The following is a 20,667-nucleotide window of genomic DNA, read 5'->3' on the forward strand; positions in this document are numbered from 1 at the left end:
TAATTCGTACCAAGACACTATCGAATTTTGGCAAATCATCATTTTTGGCTTTATTTCATATAGTTAACTATAGTTACTGGTGGTAACTTAATCTTAATAAAAATAAAAAAAGCAAAGAGTAACTCCATTATGACGCAGCAAGATTTAGCTAGCGCACCACAAAAGAGCATGGTGCATACCCAAGATATAGATGAGCAAGCGAATAACCTAACGCAGTGGCAGCAAAAATATGATCAGCTCAGTGAAGGGCGATTTTTTGGGCGTATAGAGAGCGTGGATTATTCTAATATTCATGCATTTGAAGAATACACAGAGCGTGCTCTTCACCAACAATGTGCAATAGCGCCGCAATCTATTTGGCTTGGGATCCCAAAGCAGTCTCAGCAGAGCAAAATTAATGGCTTAAATGTGGCAAGTAATCAATTTATGTGTCGAACCAGTGAGAGTAACTTTGAGCTTATTACACCTGAGCAGTTTAATATTTATGGTTTAGTAATAGACACGCAATCGTTAGAACATATGGCTCAGATACAAGGGATATACTTGAAAAATATAACCTCTTCAGGTACTGAGCGACATACAACAAGCAACGCCATGTTAAAAAGTGCCCGGGGTATAATAAACAGTATGGTTAGCAGTAACGCTTTTGGCCTAAATGCCGATTTACAGCAAGACATGCTTAATATGTTGGCATTACATTTACTAAACGAACAAACTCCGTGTCAACGTATCGCTCCCAGTTATAAACACCGAAAAGCGGTGGTTGATAAAGTTAAAGAGTATGTAAATGCAAACCCACAAAGTAGCGTGACCATTACTCAGCTATGTGAGCTCACTTTTGTTAGCAGGCGCACGCTACAATACAGTTTTGAAAGTATTTTAGGGATTAATCCGCTGCGATTTTTACGTTTAACCCGATTAAATAACGTCAGAAGAGAACTAAAATTAGCAAAACAAGATAAGCCAATTTCTGTCATCGCAGCCAATTGGGGATTTTGGCATGCAGGGCAATTTACTAAAGATTACACCCAATTATTTGGTGAAAACCCTTCGCAAACACTAAGCAACCATGCTTCTTATTTGGCGAATTCTAAATCGATAATACACGGGTAAATAAGAGATGGGTGTCGGGCTAAGAGCTACGGGAAGAGCATTCCTGTTTTTATATTTTCTCATTAACCCTCACTCACTTCTCATTGTGCAACCATGTTTTAAGTGATTTATTCACAAAGAGGTTATGAGACGCTGCGCTGAAAGAGAAGGCTAAAGGTTCTGCTTTCAAGAATAGTATGACTAGGTAGTAGGCTGTTTTCACAAGCTCGCTCCTCGTCACTCGAAGCCCGTTGTCTTCTCATTGTGCAAACATGTTTTAAGTGATTTATTCACAAAGAGGTTATGAGACGCTGCGCTGAAAGAGAAGGCTAAAGGCGCTAGGTTCTAGGGAAGTAACTAGGCGCTAGGTTGTGTTCGCTGCTCGTGACTCGAAGCCCGAAGCCCGAAGCCCGAAGCCCGAAGCCCGAAGCCCGCCTTATTTCAGCAAACACTTAGCTAACTCGCAACAAAAGCCCTATTTGATCGGTGCTATTTAAGCCGCGATTAAATAGGACTCTTGTCCTGCATGTTTGTTACTGCGTTTAAACGAGCCTTTGCCTTTTTTGGCTTTAACCACTTGCGGTTTAAATACTTTAGAGGTTACCAGTGCTGCCAATGCGTTGTGTTTTATCACACCGCGCCCAGTGTCTACTGCGGATTTGTTAACCGCTTTTGCTTTGCTTTTTTTCGCCATTTATTTTTTCCTATTAATAAAATGAGTATAACGAGGGATATATATCCCACTGTGTTATTGATGGCGATTGTATGCTTAATTTTCAAGCATGCAATCATTTTTAATGCTGTTTTAAATATATTTTAGCCATAAAAAAAGCGCCGTTTATAACGGCGCCTATTTAGCTTATAAAATTAAAAACTAAAGCTTACTTTTGCGTAGTAAGTACGACCATCAAAGCCATAGGGTACGGCACGTAACGGGTATTTAAATGCCCCATTTGAAATAGCGTTTAATACTTCATCATCGCCTAATTCATCCGGTGTTTCATCAAATACATTGTCTGCACCTACCGATAGAGCAAACATATCGTTAATTTGATAACTTACATTTAAATCCACTAATACGGCTGATTCTACCGTACTGGTTGCTTTAAATGAGCCATCTGTTGCAAGTTCAATATGGTCATTACCAAAGTACTTCACATCGGTTTCGCCAAAGTAATTAAAGCGGATCATTGAGCTATACGCGTCACGCTCATAATCAAACGTTAACGTTGCACGTTCGCCCGGCTGTCCATCAGTTAAAAAACTACTTTGGATATCATCAAGTGCTACATTTTCAGGAATACCCGGTGCTGCATTAACACTGTCAATTTTAGTTTCGTTTAAATTACCGGCAAACGTAGCAGAAAAATTACCGTCATATAAATCGGTGCGATAGGACGCAATAATGTCAACACCCTGCGTTGTCGAATTCACTGAGTTTGAAAAGTAATTCGCTTGTACTGCACCCGTTGCCTGTAGCGCGGCAACTGCATCAGGACTAAATGCCACATCATCAGCCGATAACAAGCTGCCCAGTGTAATACGGTCTTCAATTTCTACACGGTAAAAATCCACCGTTAACGATAAATCACTCGTCACATCATAAACAAAGCCCGCACTGTAGTTCGTTGATGTTTCAAGCTTTAAGTTATCAACGCCTAATGCAGCTGGAAATGCTGAGCCCGTTGTTGCTGTAAACGACTGGCTTAACGTGCCGTCAGAACCTAAGTTAGTGGTAAACGCAGTGTAACCGCTTTGCTGTAATGATGGCGCTCTAAAACCCGTTGATAATGCACCACGTACCGCAAAATCATCGTTAAATTCATAACGCGTGGCTACTTTACCAATTATGTCGTCACCCGCATTAGAGAAATCTTCGTAACGAAGTGCACCGCTAACATTCCACGCATCGGTAACCATGGTTTCTGCGTCAATATAAACGGCGTAGCTATCGCGATCACTTTTATTTGATGCTTCAGGGCGAAGGCCGTTGTAAGCTTGAAAACCACATTGTGCAAATTGATTCGGATCGTTCACTGATGGGTATGAAGTATTTGTGTTAGCAGTGCCACAGGCGTATGAGGCTTCTTCACCGGGTACAATTTCATAGTTTTCTTTACGGTATTCAGCACCAATTGACACGTACACAGGCTCACTGCGGCCAATATCAACAATCCCGTTCACATCCGCGTTGAATGTTGTTTGGTCAAACCTAAAGCCACCCGAATACCCCTCAGTTGGTCCTGCATTTGCAGCAATATCGGCATCACTTGCACCTGGGTTATTAAATAAATACTCAGCAGCATAAGAGGCATTTAATGTATTGCGTGAGGTAAAGTCGTATTGGTTTTCACCATATACCGCCGATACATCGTAATTCCAATCAGGGTTAATATCACCTCTAAAACCGATTGAAACAGAGATATCCTGTGCTTCATTGTCTATTTGCGGTAAAAATCCATCGCTATAGACTTGAATCACGTTTTTAGATGCTTCGTTAAAGTTACGATAAAAGCCGTTACCTAGTGCAGTACGCTCAGAATAACCACCAAATGAGTAAAGCTCGCCCTCACTCATTGGCAATGTCATATTGTAAAATACCGAAGTAAATTCACTCTCTGCATTACCTTGTCCCCAACGAACTTCGTCCGATAAAGTACCTGGTGCGACATTAAGTGAACCACCGGTATCTCGCTCGGCACGATTGGTTTTATCTGCATCGCGATACTCAAGCGATAAATTAATAAATCCACCTTCGTTGCCTAGTTCAAAACCACGATTTAAACCTGCAGAAATTGTTTCCCCATCGCCTTCTGCCGTTTCACCGTATTGCACATAACCTGTGGTTAAATCTGTTGAGTTATTAAGTGATAAATTGATAACCCCCGCAATCGCATCTGAGCCGTACTGCGCCGCCGCACCATCACGTAAAACCTCAACCCCTTTTAAGGCAATAAGCGGGATCGCATTCATATCAGTCCCCGCAGAGCCACCGCCCACGGTACTAGTTAAACCAAAAATAGATTGATTATGGCGGCGCTTACCGTTGACTAAAACCAGCGTTTGATCTGGCTGTAAACCGCGTAATGTTGCTGGGCGAAATAAATCGGAACCGTCAGAAACTTGTGTACGAGAAAAGTTAAACGATGGCGCTGTCGCTTGTAAGCTTTGCCCAAGCTCGGTAAAGCCGCCTTTGTTTAAATCATCCGCGTCAATTAAATCAATAGGTGATGACGACTCTGTTGCTGTTCGGTTAGAAACTCGCGACCCTAACACAGATATTTGTTCGATATTTTTTTCAGCTTTAGCAGGCGCTTCTTGTGCATTAACCATACTTGGCGCACTGAAAGCAAAAGCAACCGCTACAGCCAAGGTGTTTAAACGATATGTTGACATAATGATGACCCTGTTTTGTGTATTCTTATAATGTGTGTGGGGTATATTCCTGTATCCCATTGCCAACATCCTAGCAACATACACAAACAAAAAGAAACAAAAAATTTGATAAAATTAGCATAAGAATGCAAATAACTTTAAAAACAGGAAAATAACACCCATAAAAGCTCAAAATACAACCAAAGTAGCAATTTAATATCACATCGCCCAAAGTTAATACAATGTTAATATTGAGGTTTTATTCATAATTAGTGAAAATAACCGCTTTGTATATTTTTCACTCTGAAATGAGCAAAAAACACACTCCAAATGAGGTTTTATGCGGTTTTTATAAGACTAAAGTAGATACTAAAGGTAAGAAAGGGTACTCAGAAAAACTATACATAGGTAGTTATGTAGTACTGTCCATTTTTAAACAATATTTTATACAGGCCTATTTAAGAGGTATAACTATGCCAATCAAATTCACTAATTAGATGGCAAAGTATAGGGTCTACACCTTTTGAGTCACAGTATGCGCGTAACTGCATGGGGGAGTGTTTATCAAAAAGAATTTGCCTAACAATAAATAACGTATGATTAAGCGGAATTAACTCATTATCATCAGTGGCGGCTAAATCATGGCAACTCATTAATAAGCTACACATTTTCGTGTCGTATCCCCACAACTTTAAAACATAGGCCGAAATAAAGTTAGAACTAGCATATTCTTCACTCACGGCTTTTTCATACTCAAAAGACGCTTCACTTTCCCCTTGAGACAGCAAAATAATTTTGCCAACAAAACTCAATAACGCCACTGAAAATAATAGTTCTTGATCATGTAAGTTAAAACCTGCCTGCTTAGCAAAACGCTTAACACAACTAGCGTAATTCGCTGCTATATTCAATTGTTTCTCATGGATAGCCGAAGGAATGGATGATTCAAAATTTTTGGCAACTAATAAAGAAGTGGTGATAGCCATTAATATCGTTGTTCCGAGCCTCGACACAGCTTCATCAATTGACGATGTTGGCCTTACAAACCCAAGATAAGATGAGTTTGCAAGTTGCAACAATTTAGCAGTTATTATTGGCTCTTGAGAAACAACATGGGCAATGTCGTGTAAATCAAATTCATCGCATTGTACTAACTCCCTGAGTTCTTTCAAAATAAGAGGATAAACAGGAAAGCTGATCATAGCCCCTAACTGCCTGCGCACATTAAAAGCAAAGGGTAACGACTTTAACGCCGCCACATTGTTAAAAAGTGCGGTTATGTCTGCCTCATTAAACGGTTTAGCAAGATAAGCATGCACAACATTAGGCTGTCGCATCATGGTACTCAGTGTCATATCGCCAGTAAGTAATGCCCTCACTGGGTAAGGGTTTTGCGACGAGCATTGCTCTAAAACATCCAAACCATTCATTTGCGGCATTAAATAATCACTTAATACTAAATCTAGGTCTTGCTTAGTGTTTAGTAGTTGCCAAAATTCATCAATATCAGAGGTTGTCATTATATCAACCTCTGGAAAGGCTCGATGAATAGTTCTTTGTAATACTTTTAATAAAAAAGCATCGTCATCTAGTATGACTACCGCTATTGAACTCATTGCGCACCTTGAGAATTGAAATGGCTTAAGTAATTACAAAAATCATCCTGTTCTAAAGGCTCACTATAGTAATAGCCTTGTATGTAGTCACACCCTAACTTTTTAATTAATTCACATTGATAGGCTGTTTCTACTCCCTCAGCAACAACTTTAAGATTTAGATCATGTGACATACGCGTAATATTACGAATCATACTTTGCATCGCTAAAGACGACTCTATATCAGCAATAAGGGCTCTATCTAGTTTAACACCATCTACTGGCAGCTTAGAAAGGTAGCCAAGTGATGAGTAACCTACACCAAAGTCATCAATCAATAACTTAAACCCCAACGTTCTTAATTTTATTAACTGTTGTTCGCAAATAGCAAAATCTTCTATTAAATAGGTTTCTGTTAACTCAAAAACCAACTGTGATGACTCTAAATTATTGCGACTTAAACACTCGAGCATAAAGTCAATCCAATCGGGATCATCTTTTAATTGTCTAGCAGATAAGTTAATTGCCAATACACGCACGCCTGTATTGTTCTCTGCCCAATATTTTAGCGTTTTACAACTTTGAGAAATAACCCAGCGTCCTATTGATATAATTTGGCCATCACATTCAGCAATCGGGATAAAATGAGCTGGCGGTACCCAGCCATATTTACTCGGCTCATACCAGCGAATAAGCGTCTCAGCAATCAATATTTGCCCTGTTTTAGTGTCAACTTTTGGCTGAAAACGCAACGATAGTTCATCATTACTTACCGCTGTTAATAATAAACGGCTTAACTCAAAGTTCTTTTTATAATCGGCTACCAGCTGAGGATCAAACCGAGAACAAATACGCTGTTGTTCACTTACTTGGTAATTCATCGTCAACTGCATTTGATTAACGAGTTCTTTTCCTTCCAAACTATCCTCAGGAAACAACCCATACACGCCATAAAGCTGCACATGGGCATCGTTATATTTACTAGGGAGTAGTTTTTTCAGATCATTCATCGCCTTATTTAAATCGGTTAAAATTTCACTATCAGATTTAATTTCAGGAACAAATAATACAAACCGATCGGCGCTCTTATGAAGAACTTTCACCGGTTGCTTTGATACGCCTTTTAGCACCTCCAAAACCAATTTTATAAGGTGGCTGCCATCTTCTGCGCCTAACAGATCATTGATTAATTGAAACTGCGCAATACCTATATAAACGAGGGCATAACATTCTTTATTCGCTTCACACAGGGCTAAATGATGATAAAAATCAGACTCGTTAGTCACCACTGATGGTGTTCTGGTAAGTTGAAAAATATTACTCATACTATTTGAGTTAATTGATAACTTTAAAAGCTGGCAAAAACCGTCATGTAAACAACGCTCAATCATAACTTCTTCGCTTTTAGCTAGATCAGAAGTGCAAGCATAATTAATAAAAAGTGTACTGCTTTGCTTATCAACAAACGACTGACTTACCGCTTTGTTTTGAGCTGTATCTAAATTGGCGAGGTGTTTGTTTTCGTATAAATGAATATCTGAAATGATTTCAGCGGCAGGTGCATTAAAACGATTAATAATGCCGTCATTGTCTATTTCTATTAATGCCGACATACTGCCCATTAATAACTGATCTCTTACTCTTTTAGCTCGGCGCTGTTCATATTTTACTTTCGCCTCGCTAATGTTTTCAAGTAGCTCACTATCAACCCATGGCTTTTCTAAAAAACGAAATACCAATCCCTGATTTAATAACTCAACCACAGACTTAAAATCAGCATACCCGCTGAGCACTAAATTTACGCAATCGGGCCAATTAATTCTAACTTGGCGTAATAAATCAGCGCCGTTCATTTCTGGCATTCTAAAGTCAGTAATGATTATCTCAACTTGATTAGCCGCTAATATTTCAAGTGCCTCAAAACCACTGGATGCCGTCATTACATCATAACCTGAACGAACAAGTACTCGTTTTAAAGATTTCAATACATTGAGTTCATCGTCTACCAATAAAATTCGCAAAGCCACTATTTACACCCCAAGAAGAGTTCTATTTTTACCAAATAAAATATTTACACTGTTTATCAATGTATCGTTACTAAATGGCTTACAAATATACCCATCAGCACCGGCATTAACTGCATCGATTAGTTGAGTTTCAGGCATCCCTGAAATCACTAACACCTTAATATCTTTAAACTCTTCACAAGATCGAATAAAACGAATTACCTCTATACCACTAAGCCCTGGCATAGATAAATCCACAGTGATCAGCTCTGGCTTTCGTTGATGCATTAACGTACCCGCCTCAAACCCGCCTGCGGCTTCTACGACATCAAAACCGCTTCGTTTTAAAACACGCTTAATTACAGAACGGACATTAGCCTCATCATCAATAATTAAGACCTGTGGCTTGTGCGACAAACTTTGTGGAACTGGCATTTTATGTCTGACTAAAAAATCAATAAAGTCAATTACCTGCACTCTATAATTACCACGACCAGTCAGCTTATGCCCTTTCAGGTCACCCGCGTTAATCCAACGGCTTACCGTGCGTTGATGAACATCGCAGTAACGAGCAATCTCACTTGGCTTTAATGTTTTTAGCATGTTAATAATATTCAGCTTGATTTTAAATTTACATTAACATAAATTTAATAACAAGACGACAAATAAGACACTCAAGACATAAGTGACATTTACTAATCGTAAATTCAGTAACACACCTTATTCAAGAATAGTCTAGAATAAATCCTAAGCGATTATTAATAATTAAAACATCCACGGTTGTGGCTATTGTTATCACCAAGGGGCATCTATGTTCGCCATTGATACTTTTCACACTCACGGCAGCGATATAGATAAATTTATCCAACCTGTTAGTCAGTTTACGAACAACAGCCCAGATTTACTGCTTGGGTTTGCTACAACCGATACCATTAAATACCTTTTTAATAACCAGCCACGCTCTTTAAAAAACACTCACAATTGTTTAATCATCTCTTCGTGTCTTGGGTCATCAACCGACCAAACCCTATCATTAAATGAGCAAAGTATTAGTTTATTCTCGATTAAAGACTCAAATGGGCATTATGGTGTTGCAAGTTGTAATGCAACCGATAATCTAAGAGAAAATGCTGCTCAAACCGTACTTAAAGCCATTGCTAATGCAGGCCAAGCAGGCCTCGCCCCAAAAATGGTCTGGTGCTTTCAAGTCCCAGGTAATGAGGAGCTGGTTTTGCAGGGAATTCAAGATGCTATCGGGCAGCGTATACCTGTTTTTGGAGGAAGTTGCGCCGACAACGATATTTCAGCAAAGTGGTGTTTTAGCGATACTGAAAATGTATACCAACAAGGTTTTATTATTGCGGTGTTATACCCCAGTGTAGAAACATTCGGCTTTTATAGTTCAGGCTACGATAAAACTGACCAGCAAGGTACAGTGACAGACGTGGATGGTCGTTTATTAAAAACAATTGATAACCAGCCCGCGTTTGATGTTTATAATCAGTGGCGAAAAAACATAGGTTTAAACGCCTTAACTTCAGGAAATATCCTTGCTCAATCAACAATGACCCCATTGGCAAGCGCCCTTTCTTTAAATGATGAAATCCCTCGATTACTGTTAAGTCATCCAGCGGTAGCTGAAAATGGCACGCTAGAATTATTTTCAAATTTAAGCGTTGGCGATACTATTTATTTAGCTTCGGGAAGCCCAGAGCAACTAATTAAACGAGGTGATATGGTTGTCACCTCATTAACTAAATTGGCAGAACTCCATGCCATAAAAAATATTACCGGCGCTATTATTATTTTTTGCGGAGGCTGTATGCTGTCAATTAAAGACGCCATGCAAGAAGTAAAAGAGTCTATTGCAGCACAACTACCCAACACCCCATTTATTATGGGCTTTACTTTTGGGGAGCTCGGCACATTCAGCGATTCAACAAGTAAACATGGTAATTTAATGATTTCATGCGAAATCTTTGGTGGCCCTGAATGAGTAGCAATGAAATACTGTTAGAAAAGCTACACTTATTACAAGTTCATAATTTAGCACTTGAAGAAAACCGTGCCTTTAATAGCCTGATCTTAAATGGCTTAGATGCCATTTTAAAGAACGACAAAACTGAAACCTTACTCACTGAGTTTTTTGATATTTTGCAGCAAGCCATTGCTTTTTCTGCGGCTATTTTAATTAAAATAAACCCCAGCAATGAAACCACGACGTTAATTACAGCATCGCACCCACAAAGTGATGAAATAATTACCCAACTCAAAGCACTAAATAAACCCAATAGAAACATTAAAAATGTATTTAACTTACACCAACTTCATGATTGGCAAGTAACTGATCCTTTTTGGCATTCGCAGCATGCAATGCTCACCACCCCAGTAAGTACCAGTACAGAAAGCTACCAGCTCTATATTTTTTCAGAAACAATTGGCGCATTTAATCAGCACGATATTACTTTAATGCAACGCTTTGTCAGCTTTGCAGGGAATACAATTTCACAATTTGAAAAACGAAATTTACTTGTTAAACAAAAAGAAATGGAAGAAAAACAAAGTAACATTGAACAAGTGTTAATCAACTCTGAAAAAATGGCTTCGTTAGGGCAAATGGCGGCAGGCGTTGCACACGAAATAAACAACCCTTTAAGCTACATTGTCAGTAATATCCAAAATTTGGCTTACAACCTTGAGCAATTTAGTCATTTAATTAACGCACTCAAAGCAGAAAAAGCCATAGCGCAGCAAACATTAGCAGATACGCTACAACATTATCAATTTGATGAATTAGAAACAGACTCAAGCGATATCATTGCTGAAATGACTGAAGGGGCTGATCGTGTTAAGGAGATTGTTCAAGGATTAAGGCAATTTGCTCATCCGGATCAAACCCAAATTGGCGATATTGATATAACAGAGCTCATTGATAACACATTACGTGTTGCCTGGAACGAAATTAAATACAACGCCAACGTTGAAAAACACTACGACACAGAACCCGTTATCATCACAGGACGTTCGACCCAGCTCTCTCAGGTATTTTTAAATTTATTTTTTAACGCCGCTCAAGCCATTTGCGACAAAGTCGGTGTCATCAGTATTACCACTAAAGCCGATAAAAAAAATGCCTATATAACCATTGCCGATAATGGCAGTGGAATTGATGAGGACAAATTAAATAAAATTTTTGACCCTTTCTATACTACAAAACCAATAGGCCAAGGCACAGGGTTAGGGCTAGCTATAAGTAAAGCAATTATAGAGCAACATAGTGGCCAAATTCGAGTTGAAAGCCAGTTAAACCAAGGCACTGCTTTTTATATTACGTTACCTAAAAAGCCCACATTAACTGACGACGTACTGACCATATTACATGCCAACAAACAAATTGAGTAAGCTATGTCACACTCTCGATTTTGCTTAGATTCGATTTTATTTAAATAAGTACTCATCTAAATTACAGAGAATTACAGTAAAAATAGATGCAAACTACAACACAGCGTTACCTTATTTAATCCTAACAACAATGATTTGCGTATTGTTCAAATACTATACTTGGAACGGCTTAAATAAATCAGTTGTTTACAACCAAAGCTTAGACTTAATTTAGCCATACAACTCACTATCTTATTGGTAAAAAAATGACGGACATTGATGTATTAGAGCAATTAAATGAACAGCCGCCGAGCATTTTATGCCTAGATGATGAGGCCAATGTACTCAAATCTTTAGTACGACTTTTACGCCAATATAAATTTGATGTGAGTGTTTCAACCAGTGGCCATGATGCACTTGAAAAAATGCAAAAAAAACAGTTTGATGTCGTCATCAGTGACATGCGTATGCCACTAATGAGTGGTGCTGAGTTTTTAGCTAAAGCAAGAAAAGTTGCCCCCGACAGCCAACGTATTTTGTTAACTGGTTTTTCTGATTTAGAGTCAACAATTAGTGCTGTTAATGAAGGAGGCATTCACGCCTACGTGCAAAAGCCTTGGCAAAACGATCACTTAATTAGCGTTATCCAATCAGGCGTCGAAAAGTTTAGACTCAAAAAGCAAAATGAGATTTTACAGCGCCATGTAAATCAGCAAAATGAACAATTAAAAGAGCTGAATACTAACCTAGAGCAACTCGTCGAAAAGCGGACAAAACAAATTAGAAGCGTATTAAAAAAACTTGAAGTCGCTAATGAAAGTGAAAAACGAGAGCACCAATCGACTGTTGAACTGCTTTATAATTTTATCAATGCGAATCCTTATCTCGATGGTAAAAGAGCAGAAAATATAGCCGGTACATGTACTCAAATAGCGCGTTACCTTAACGTATCGCAAAAAAGCATTGAACTTGCGCCTATTGCGGGGTATTTGGCTCAAATTGGTTTACTTGCTATGGACCCTGAGCTTTACAACAAACCCATTAACGAGCTTAATGAAGTTCAAAGAAAAACGTTTTACACCCACCCAAGTATTTCACAATTAATGCTCATGCCTGCGACTCATTTAAGCGATGTGTCTGATGCAATTTACCATCAATTCGAACGCTACAATGGCCAAGGAATACCCAAAGGACTTGCTAAAAACGATATCCCCATTGGGGCTATGGTGCTCAGCGTTGCTCGTGACTATTGGGAGGGTTACGAGCAAAGTGAGCCGTTACTTACAACAAAACAACGCCATCAATTTGCGCTCAATAGTATTAAATCAAACAGTGGCAGCTTATATCATCCGCGTATTGTCGATGCACTTGAAGCCAGCCACGCTAAACTCATTGCTTCTGACAGCTCTATTGGTTCAATAAAGGTGATGAGCGCACAAGAACTCGAAGAAAATATGACATTGGCAAACTCACTGCACAGCCATACAGGTATTATGCTTTTGCCTAAAGGACATATTTTCAATACGAAATCGATTGTTAAGCTACAACAACTCGAAGCCAAAAAACCGACCCCATTTAGAATTATGGTTAAAATGGCTAAATGATTGATCTAAAATACTCTTTTATTCGTTATACTAAGCCTAAATAGATACCTCTAAATCCATTGCTTGAAGGAGCACAACGTGTCGCGATTTTCTGCCGTTACCGACAATCCCCACGACGGGCGTTTTAACCAAAAAACGGGAATACTTCTGACCAACTTAGGTAGCCCCGATGCCCCAACAGCAAATGCATTGCGTATTTACTTACGTGAGTTTTTGTCAGACCCTCGTATCGTAGAAATACCGCGTATTGTGTGGATGCTTATTCTGCATGGCATCATTTTGCGTATACGCCCAAAGCGCTCAGCTAAATTGTATAAAAGCATATGGACTGAAAATGGCTCACCACTGACCCACATTACACGCCAACAAAGCATTAAATTAAATGCCTTATTAAAACAGCACGGCTATACCAACACCGAAGTGGTTATGGCGATGCGCTATGGTAACCCATCAATCGAAGCGGGCCTTGAAGAGCTCAGAGATAAAGGCTTAACCCGCATTATTGTGTTACCACTTTACCCACAATATTCAAGTCCAACCACAGGCTCAACATTTGATGCCGTGGCAAATGTATTAAAAAAATGGCGCTGGGTGCCAGAGCTACACTTTGTAAATGGGTATCACAAAAACCCAACCTACCTAGAGTCGCTTGCTAACAGCATTAGCGAAGATTTAGAAAAACACGGCATGCCACAAAAAATGGTGTTTTCATATCATGGTATGCCTAAACAGTTTTTAGATAATGGCGACCCCTATCACTGCCTATGCCAACAAACCACCCGTTTAGTGGTAGAAAAGCTAGGCCTAGATAAAAACAAAGTGATCACCACCTTCCAAAGCCGTTTTGGTAAAGCTGAATGGTTAAAACCTTACACAGATGCAACTCTTGAGAGCTTACCTGGCGAAGGAATTAAAGATGTGGCTATTATCAGCCCAGCCTTTAGCGCCGACTGCCTAGAAACACTTGAAGAATTAGAAGGTGAAAACCGAGAGATTTTTGAAGAAGCCGGCGGCGAAAAATACCGTTATATAGCAGCGCTTAACGACCGTGACGATCACATAGACGCCATGTTTGATGTGTTAAAACCAATGCTATAAAAACGGGAAGAGCAGCGGTTAGGTTTTAGCTGTCAGCGATCAGCAAGAGATCAGCTAAGTGCGGTGATCGACTGTAGGCGTGAGTTTACCTCGCGCGCACAGTACCAAACCCGTTGCTCGACACCCGATCCCCGCACCTAACACCTAAAATCTGCTCTTAGCTCTTACGTGTCACCATTAACGTGAGTGCTCCTGCTATTATCCCCCAGCATGCAGAGCCGACTGACCATAATGTTAAATCAGAAGCCGTAACTAAAAAGGTAATAATGGCCGCCTCAGTATATTCGGGGCTGTGCAAAGACTGCTGCAAACTATTAGCGATGGTCCCAAACAGTGCAATACCCGCTAACGCCAATACCAGTGCTTGCGGCAGGCTTGCTACAATCGCCACTAGCATTGCAGCACACAGCGCCATAATAATGTAAAACATCCCACCAGCAATGCTCGCCCAATAGCGCTTATCAGGGTTTTTATCGGCCTCTTCGCTCATACAAATAGCAGCCGTAATGGCCGCTAAATTAATTGAATAAGTGCCAAATGGCGCGGTTACTAAATTTATTAACCCGGTCACAGTTAATGACGATGATATTGGCGCTTTATAGTTATGCGCTTTTAAAATTGCAAACCCAGGTAAGTTTTGTGAAGTCATAGTTACTATATACAAAGGAATACTAATACTTATAAATGCCTGCAAACTAAAGCTTGGTGCAATATAAGCAAAGCTGCTTGCCTGCCAATGCACGGTGCTAGTATCGATATTTCCCATATACCAGGCTAAAAATATACCCGCTAACAATACACTTAGCATTGCAAACCGAGCAAAAAAGCGCTTGCCAATAAAGTACACCACCACCATTAAACCAATCACTAATGGCAAGTCGTTCATAAAGTTAAACACATCAATACCAAATGTGACTAATACCCCCGCTAACATAGCACAGGCCAGTTCACTTGGAATACGGTTCATGATTTTTTCAAACCAACCAGTAATGCCAGACACCAGCACCAATAAGGCTGATAGCATAAATGCGCCTATCGCTTCATGTAAGCTGTAGCCCTGGGCACTTGAGATCAGTAATGCTGCACCGGTGGTCGACCATGCAATTAAAATGGGCACCTTATAATAAAACGACAGCACAATAGACGTACCGCCCATTACTAGCCCCAGCATTAATATCCAGCTTGCCACAAGTTCAGGTGTACCACCTAAGGTGATCACCACTTGATAAATCAATGCAATAGAACTTGAAAAACCAATAATGACCGCAACAAGTCCTGCCATAATTCGACTAAGTAACTGATCAGTCCCTGCCATAATTCCCTCTTTTAATAGGTGTTTAACGATACAACATACTTTGCCTATTTATACTTTGCAATTAGCCCTTTGAATAATGAAAAATGATCACGTTACTAAAAAATTTTATTGGTCAGTTTTGCTTGTCAAAATCGGTGTGATTTAAAAAACACACACGTACCCAAAAAAATGCCACAGGGTGCACCATTACTACAAAAAAGCCATCCTATTAAACCAAAAAAATATACCTAAAAAAGGTAAAGCAAATACTTACAATAAGTTATAAAAAAAGCAATTACCACTTTATGATTACAATTTAAATTTGATCTAATTCTTTTTTTAAGATAAAACTTAACAATTAGTTCACCATTTAACCTAAAAGAGAAACAGATGAAACGTTACATTGTTTTAACTATCGCTATTCCTTTGTCTGTATTTGCCTTGTATACGCTGCTTAATGATCAGAAAAAAATCGATGAGGTAGAAGCGCCCATTGCTATTGATATCGTTCCTGTTGATTCTGAGTTTGCAAAAAAAACACATAACCCATCGCCCATTGATATGAGTAAAGACCCTATTGCAGCAAAACCCGCTAACATTGAATCAAACGTACCTTCAAACTCATTTGACGCAATTAATAAACCTTCAGCAAAGGCTAAAGAAATACTTAAAGCGGCAAAAGTACTGCCCACCGATTTACAAAATGAAGCCTACATAGAATTTGATCTAGCGGCGCTAAAAACCCTCAAAACGGGTGATAATTTTGACCTTGCAATACCGCAAACCGCAGAAACCTACAGCGCTGAAATAACCAATGTTACCCATGCCAGTAACGGCGATAAAAGCATTGTTGGTCAGGTTATTGGGGCCAATGGCGCAATGCACACCACCATATTAACCGTTGGCAATGATGCGGTTTACGGTCAATTTACAGCCCCAAGTGGTAATTATGTTTTTGAAAGTAAAGGTCAATATGGCTGGATTGCAGCTAAGCGTGACCTATATAAAACACATATAGAGCATCAGGTTGGTGAACCTGCACCAAAAAATGCGGATGACACAGACCCATTTGCACCTCGTGCTGAAAACACGCCCTCTTTTTAAACAAACCTGTCAACGCAGGCAACAAGACCTAGCAGTAAACACTGCAATCGTAAAAAGTAAGGAAATACAACAATGAAAAAAGTAATTTCAACAGCCGCTATTGCAACGGCGCTATGTGCTGCCAGCACAGTGTCAGCAGAAACCATTGATATTGGTATTTTATATACCGATCAATCTGCAGCAGCTACCAGTAATATCAATACCAAAATTAATCAGCTTATTGCTTTTAGTAACCAGGTATACAGCCAAAATGGCGTTGACATTACGCTACGTTTAGTTGGGACTCAAAATTTAGGTGACTATGCAGTAACCCCTTCTGAAGATTGGTTAAATGCCGTCACAAATAGTAGTTACGTAGATGGTTTACGCAATGATTGGAAAGCCGACATGGTTGCCGTACTCGGTACAGGCCAAAGTGCAGGTAACGGTTTAATTTCATGTGGCTTAGCATGGGTTGGACAAGGCACAAATGGTAATTTATACAGCTCAATGAGCAGCCGCATGTACTCAATCACCGCAATCGATTGTGGAGCCACAACCTTTGTTCATGAGCTTGGTCATAACCAAGGTTTAGCGCATTCACGTAAGCAAGGCGATACAGCCGGTGGTGTATACGTTGATGGTATGGGGCACGGTGTACAAAATGAATTTGCCAGTATTATGGCCTACCCATTTGTATTTGGCAGTGCAACGCAGTACGACTATTTCTCAAACCCTAACTGGAGCGTAAACGGTATCCCATTTGGGGTGACCAATCAGTCGTACGCCATACGTACCGTTACCGACACAAAAACCAGTATCGCTAACTTTAAATAAGCTCAATGCTGAATAATAAATTTATTCTCAAAATTCAGCTTAAATAACAATGTAAACATGGGTTAATAACCCATGCTGACCAATTAAGTTTCCCTTGCGGAGCGCCTCGGCGCTCTTTTTTAATGATTAATCATTTTCTGTTTTATGGCAGGGAGTAAGGTTTCACCATCGCTATCCACTTTACTCATTAGCTTTAAACCCATCACCTTAGCAAGCACAGGGTAAATATCTAAATTATTCACTCGCTCAATGCTCACCCCTTTTTTAAACGCCGGCCCGGTAGCAATAAATGTCGCTGCCATATCATCGGTATAGGCATAGCCATGCGTTCCTAAGTAAGGCACTTTAGCACTACTGCTAAATACCGCAGGCGCTGTTGTTTGTACCACAATATCGCCCACACGAGTGCCTTTATTATAGTGATATCCTGCAAGCTGCTCCTCTGTTAGTACCGTGTAGCGTCCTTTTGCTGCATGTTGTAAACGGGCTTTATAAGCCTCAACATCTGCATTTTTAGCATCGCTTTTAGTATAAATAAGTAATCGAGGACCGGTATTAACAACCATAAAGTTATCATCTTTAGGTAAGCTGCTCACAACAATGCTCTGCTCAGGCTCAACTTGTGCCATACCATGATCAGACACAATCACCAGATTTACCTCTTGCTCTAACTTACTCAAGCGGGTTTTTAATTGCCCCATCAGCGCATCTAGCTGTTTAACGGCATCACGCGTTTGCACCGCATCAGGGCCATATTCATGCCCCATGCTATCCACTAACGAAAAATAACTCGCCACAAAACGTGGGCGCTGTGCTTTAGGTAAGCTTAACCATTGAATGATTTGATCAATTCGGTCTTGGTAGTCACCTTGTTTAGAGTAGTGAAAATAATAGTCAGGCGTCATACCATTAAAGCGCGCATCCGACTCAGGCCAAAAGTATACCGCCGATTTAAGCCCATGCATTTTAACTAAATTCCACAGTGGTGTGCCGCGTACCCAGGTACTGTCTTTTTGTCCTTTCCCCATGCTGTAGCATTCATTATTGCGCGCTTTGTCACAAAACTTATTATCTACAATGCCATGGTTAACTGGCAGTAAACCGGTGATCACCGAAATATGATTTGGAAACGTTTTAGTAGGATAAACAGGCTGCATTTTTTGCGCTCTTACGCCTTGCTCACCCATTGCTTTTAAATTAGGCGCACCGTGCTTTTCAATGTAATCCCAACGCAAGCCATCAATAGAGATCATAACAACCGTTTGCTCTTTAGCGGCAAACGCACTATTCACACCCAATAAAAGGCAAAAACACATTACCTTAGTGATCCACAACTTCATTTTAAATACCTAGATGTATGTTAATTTTATAAAAAATAATACTAAAGCAAGTTGTTACTTTATGATACATGCTGATAAATTAAAGCAAACTATTAAAAATAAATAATCGTGCGTTTAATAAGTGCTTAATTCACATAAAAAAGGATTACCATGATCAACTTCAGTAGCAAAGTAACCCCTGCACGTATGCAGCGCACCACTGCCAATTTACAAATGGCGCTTGAGAGCGATCGTGGCCGAATTATTAATAGTGCAGCCATTCGTCGGCTGCAACAAAAAACCCAAGTATTTCCGCTGGAGCGCAACGCGGCTGTGCGTTCGCGCCTGACTCACTCATTAGAAGTTCAGCAAGTTGGCCGTTTTATTGTGCAGCGCATTTTTGCCAATTTAAATTACCAGCAACAAAAAGAATATGGTTTATCGGGTTTAGAGCGCCCACTAGAAACCCTAGTAGAAATGGCCTGCCTGATGCACGATATAGGTAACCCGCCGTTTGGTCACTTTGGCGAAGCGGCTATTAATAATTGGTTTAATGCTAATTTAGCCAGCATTACGCCTGAGCGTTGCCAAACCACAAACAGCAGCATTGGCGTTATTTTTAAACATTTAGCCCAAGATATTTGCAGCTTTGAAGGCAACGCTCAAGGCATACGCATTATTCACTCTTTGCTGAGCCTAAATTTAACCTATAGCCAAACTGCCGCTATTTTAAAATACACCCGTCCAGCAAGTTTAGCGAAGCAAGATATTCCTCAAAATAAAAACTACATTATGAAAAAAGTGGGGTATTACTACAGTGAAAAAAGCTTTGTTGAAGCACTGCAAACTGAGCTGAAAATGGAGCCCTATTGCCGTCACCCTGCCAGTTATATTATGGAAGCCGCTGACGATATTTCTTATTGCCTTGCCGACATAGAAGACGCCGTAGAAAAAGACATTATCACCACACAGTTATTATGCGAGCAACTAAAAAAGCAGTATCAAAAAGCGCTAATTAACTTAGCCCTTAACGACACCCAACACCAAAGCTTTGTGGACGACGCCATAAACTACGCCATAGAACGAGCACAAGCACAGCCCTTTAATTTTAATAGTGAGTTTTTTATTTATTTACGCGTGTCATTACTGCACCCGCTAGTAAACCATGCCGCAAAACGCTTTATTGAAAACATAGAGCCAATTTACCATGGCGACTTTAACCATGCATTATTAGAAGATCGCAGCTACCTGCATGCAGCAACCCAAGCGCTCAAACAAGTCGCGCTTGAGCATGTATTTTCGCACAAAGAAGTCGAAAAGCTCGAACTGCAAGGCTACCGTATTATTAATGGCCTACTCGATTGTTATAAACCTTTGCTGCTTTTGAGTAGCGATGACTTTAAACGTGCATTGCATGGCGACAACCGCTTATTAATAGAATCGAGACTCGTTAAAAAGCTCTCTAAAAAGCATTTAAGTAGCTATCAGCATGCTATAAATGCGATGCAAGAAGAGCCCGATCATTTTGCCGCCTATGAATTTTATTATCGCTGTCGGTTAATTCAAGACTACATTAGCGGTATGACCGACCAATTTGCTTACGACGAGTACCGAAGCTTAATGGCAATTGACTAGGGTCTGTTGACCTTTCAAGGTTAAATTTGCAGCAGTCTGTTTGGTATTTAGGCAAGGCAGAGCCTATGTGGTGTGGTTTTTCCCCATAAATAGGCGATAACGCAGCATCAATGCCAAACAGGCGCTGCCCGAAGGGTTCTGCCTAAGGGCGATTTACTCTTTGTTGCCTACATGGATGTAGGTAAGGGGCGTGAGCAGGACGCGGAAGCTTTGCTCGGTTTTTACTTAGCCCACTAGGTTACAAACCTCGCGCCGCGATTAAACCGCCCCTAGTTTGAACAAATTGTAATCCGCAAAGGTCAACAGACCCTAATTAACGCTAGGCGCTTCTAGATAATTTTTCACTTT

General features: G+C 40.0%; 15 protein-coding genes. 8 read left to right on the top strand and 7 right to left on the bottom strand.

All coding sequences use genetic code 11. The features are described from left to right. Positions 1-129 precede the first annotated feature (129 nt). Positions 130-1,113, top strand: a complete 984-nt coding sequence (locus N523_RS0103430; protein WP_016899108.1) for a helix-turn-helix domain-containing protein — start codon at positions 130-132, stop codon at positions 1,111-1,113. A gap of 472 nt (positions 1,114-1,585) precedes the next feature. Here the strand turns inward: N523_RS0103430 and arfA are convergent, their stop codons facing one another. From arfA to N523_RS0103455, 5 genes are all read right to left on the bottom strand, one after another. After that, a complete protein-coding gene (gene arfA / locus N523_RS0103435) occupies positions 1,586-1,786 on the bottom strand; it encodes an alternative ribosome rescue factor ArfA (protein ID WP_013462885.1) in 201 nt (66 codons plus the stop codon). A gap of 173 nt (positions 1,787-1,959) precedes the next feature. Beyond that, positions 1,960-4,488, bottom strand: a complete 2,529-nt coding sequence (locus N523_RS0103440; protein ID WP_028834302.1) for a TonB-dependent receptor plug domain-containing protein — start codon at positions 4,486-4,488, stop codon at positions 1,960-1,962. A gap of 437 nt (positions 4,489-4,925) precedes the next feature. After that, on the bottom strand, positions 4,926-6,083 hold the full coding sequence (locus N523_RS0103445) for an HDOD domain-containing protein (protein WP_028834303.1): 1,158 nt from the start codon (positions 6,081-6,083) through the stop codon (positions 4,926-4,928). Further along, complete coding sequence (locus N523_RS0103450) at positions 6,080-8,089, bottom strand: EAL domain-containing response regulator (protein WP_028834304.1); 2,010 nt, start codon at positions 8,087-8,089, stop codon at positions 6,080-6,082. Before N523_RS0103450 ends, N523_RS0103445 begins: the two co-directional genes overlap by 4 nt. Positions 8,090-8,092: 3 nt before the next feature. Beyond that, entirely contained in the window at positions 8,093-8,692 is a 600-nt protein-coding gene (locus tag N523_RS0103455) for a response regulator (protein WP_442960086.1), read from the bottom strand. Between the two features lie 187 nt (positions 8,693-8,879). On the opposite strand from N523_RS0103455, the gene N523_RS0103460 reads away from it, so the two are divergent. From N523_RS0103460 to hemH, 4 genes are all read left to right on the top strand, one after another. After that, positions 8,880-10,064 (top strand): FIST signal transduction protein, encoded by a 1,185-nt coding sequence (locus N523_RS0103460; RefSeq protein WP_028834305.1) that lies wholly within the window; start codon positions 8,880-8,882, stop codon positions 10,062-10,064. Further along, positions 10,061-11,470, top strand: a complete 1,410-nt coding sequence (locus tag N523_RS0103465) for a sensor histidine kinase (RefSeq protein ID WP_028834306.1) — start codon at positions 10,061-10,063, stop codon at positions 11,468-11,470. Before N523_RS0103460 ends, N523_RS0103465 begins: the two co-directional genes overlap by 4 nt. Before the next feature lie 245 nt (positions 11,471-11,715). Next, on the top strand, positions 11,716-13,053 hold the full coding sequence (locus tag N523_RS0103470) for an HD domain-containing phosphohydrolase (RefSeq protein ID WP_028834307.1): 1,338 nt from the start codon (positions 11,716-11,718) through the stop codon (positions 13,051-13,053). A gap of 78 nt (positions 13,054-13,131) precedes the next feature. Next, positions 13,132-14,151, top strand: coding sequence for a ferrochelatase (hemH, locus tag N523_RS0103475; RefSeq protein ID WP_028834308.1), 1,020 nt, complete (start codon positions 13,132-13,134; stop codon positions 14,149-14,151). Between the two features lie 157 nt (positions 14,152-14,308). Here the strand turns inward: hemH and N523_RS0103480 are convergent, their stop codons facing one another. Further along, a complete protein-coding gene (locus N523_RS0103480; RefSeq protein ID WP_028834309.1) occupies positions 14,309-15,466 on the bottom strand; it encodes a benzoate/H(+) symporter BenE family transporter in 1,158 nt (385 codons plus the stop codon). 369 nt (positions 15,467-15,835) lie between these two features. On the opposite strand from N523_RS0103480, the gene N523_RS0103485 reads away from it, so the two are divergent. Then, positions 15,836-16,549, top strand: coding sequence for a hypothetical protein (locus N523_RS0103485; RefSeq protein WP_024602596.1), 714 nt, complete (start codon positions 15,836-15,838; stop codon positions 16,547-16,549). Positions 16,550-16,621: 72 nt separating this feature from the next. After that, a complete protein-coding gene (locus tag N523_RS0103490; protein WP_024602595.1) occupies positions 16,622-17,365 on the top strand; it encodes a zinc-dependent metalloprotease family protein in 744 nt (247 codons plus the stop codon). Positions 17,366-17,484: 119 nt separating this feature from the next. Here the strand turns inward: N523_RS0103490 and N523_RS0103495 are convergent, their stop codons facing one another. After that, a complete protein-coding gene (locus N523_RS0103495) occupies positions 17,485-18,705 on the bottom strand; it encodes an alkaline phosphatase family protein (protein ID WP_028834310.1) in 1,221 nt (406 codons plus the stop codon). A gap of 150 nt (positions 18,706-18,855) precedes the next feature. Here N523_RS0103495 and dgt point away from each other — a divergent pair, with 150 nt between their 5' ends. Further along, positions 18,856-20,319 carry a dGTPase gene (gene dgt, locus N523_RS0103500; RefSeq protein WP_028834311.1) on the top strand — a complete coding sequence of 488 codons (1,464 nt, stop codon included), beginning with the start codon at positions 18,856-18,858 and terminating at the stop codon, positions 20,317-20,319. Positions 20,320-20,667: the final 348 nt, after the last annotated feature.

It is taken from the genome of Pseudoalteromonas sp. 23_GOM-1509m (assembly GCF_000518425.1).
In the GTDB taxonomy this organism is placed as follows: Bacteria; Pseudomonadota; Gammaproteobacteria; order Enterobacterales; family Alteromonadaceae; genus Pseudoalteromonas; species Pseudoalteromonas tetraodonis.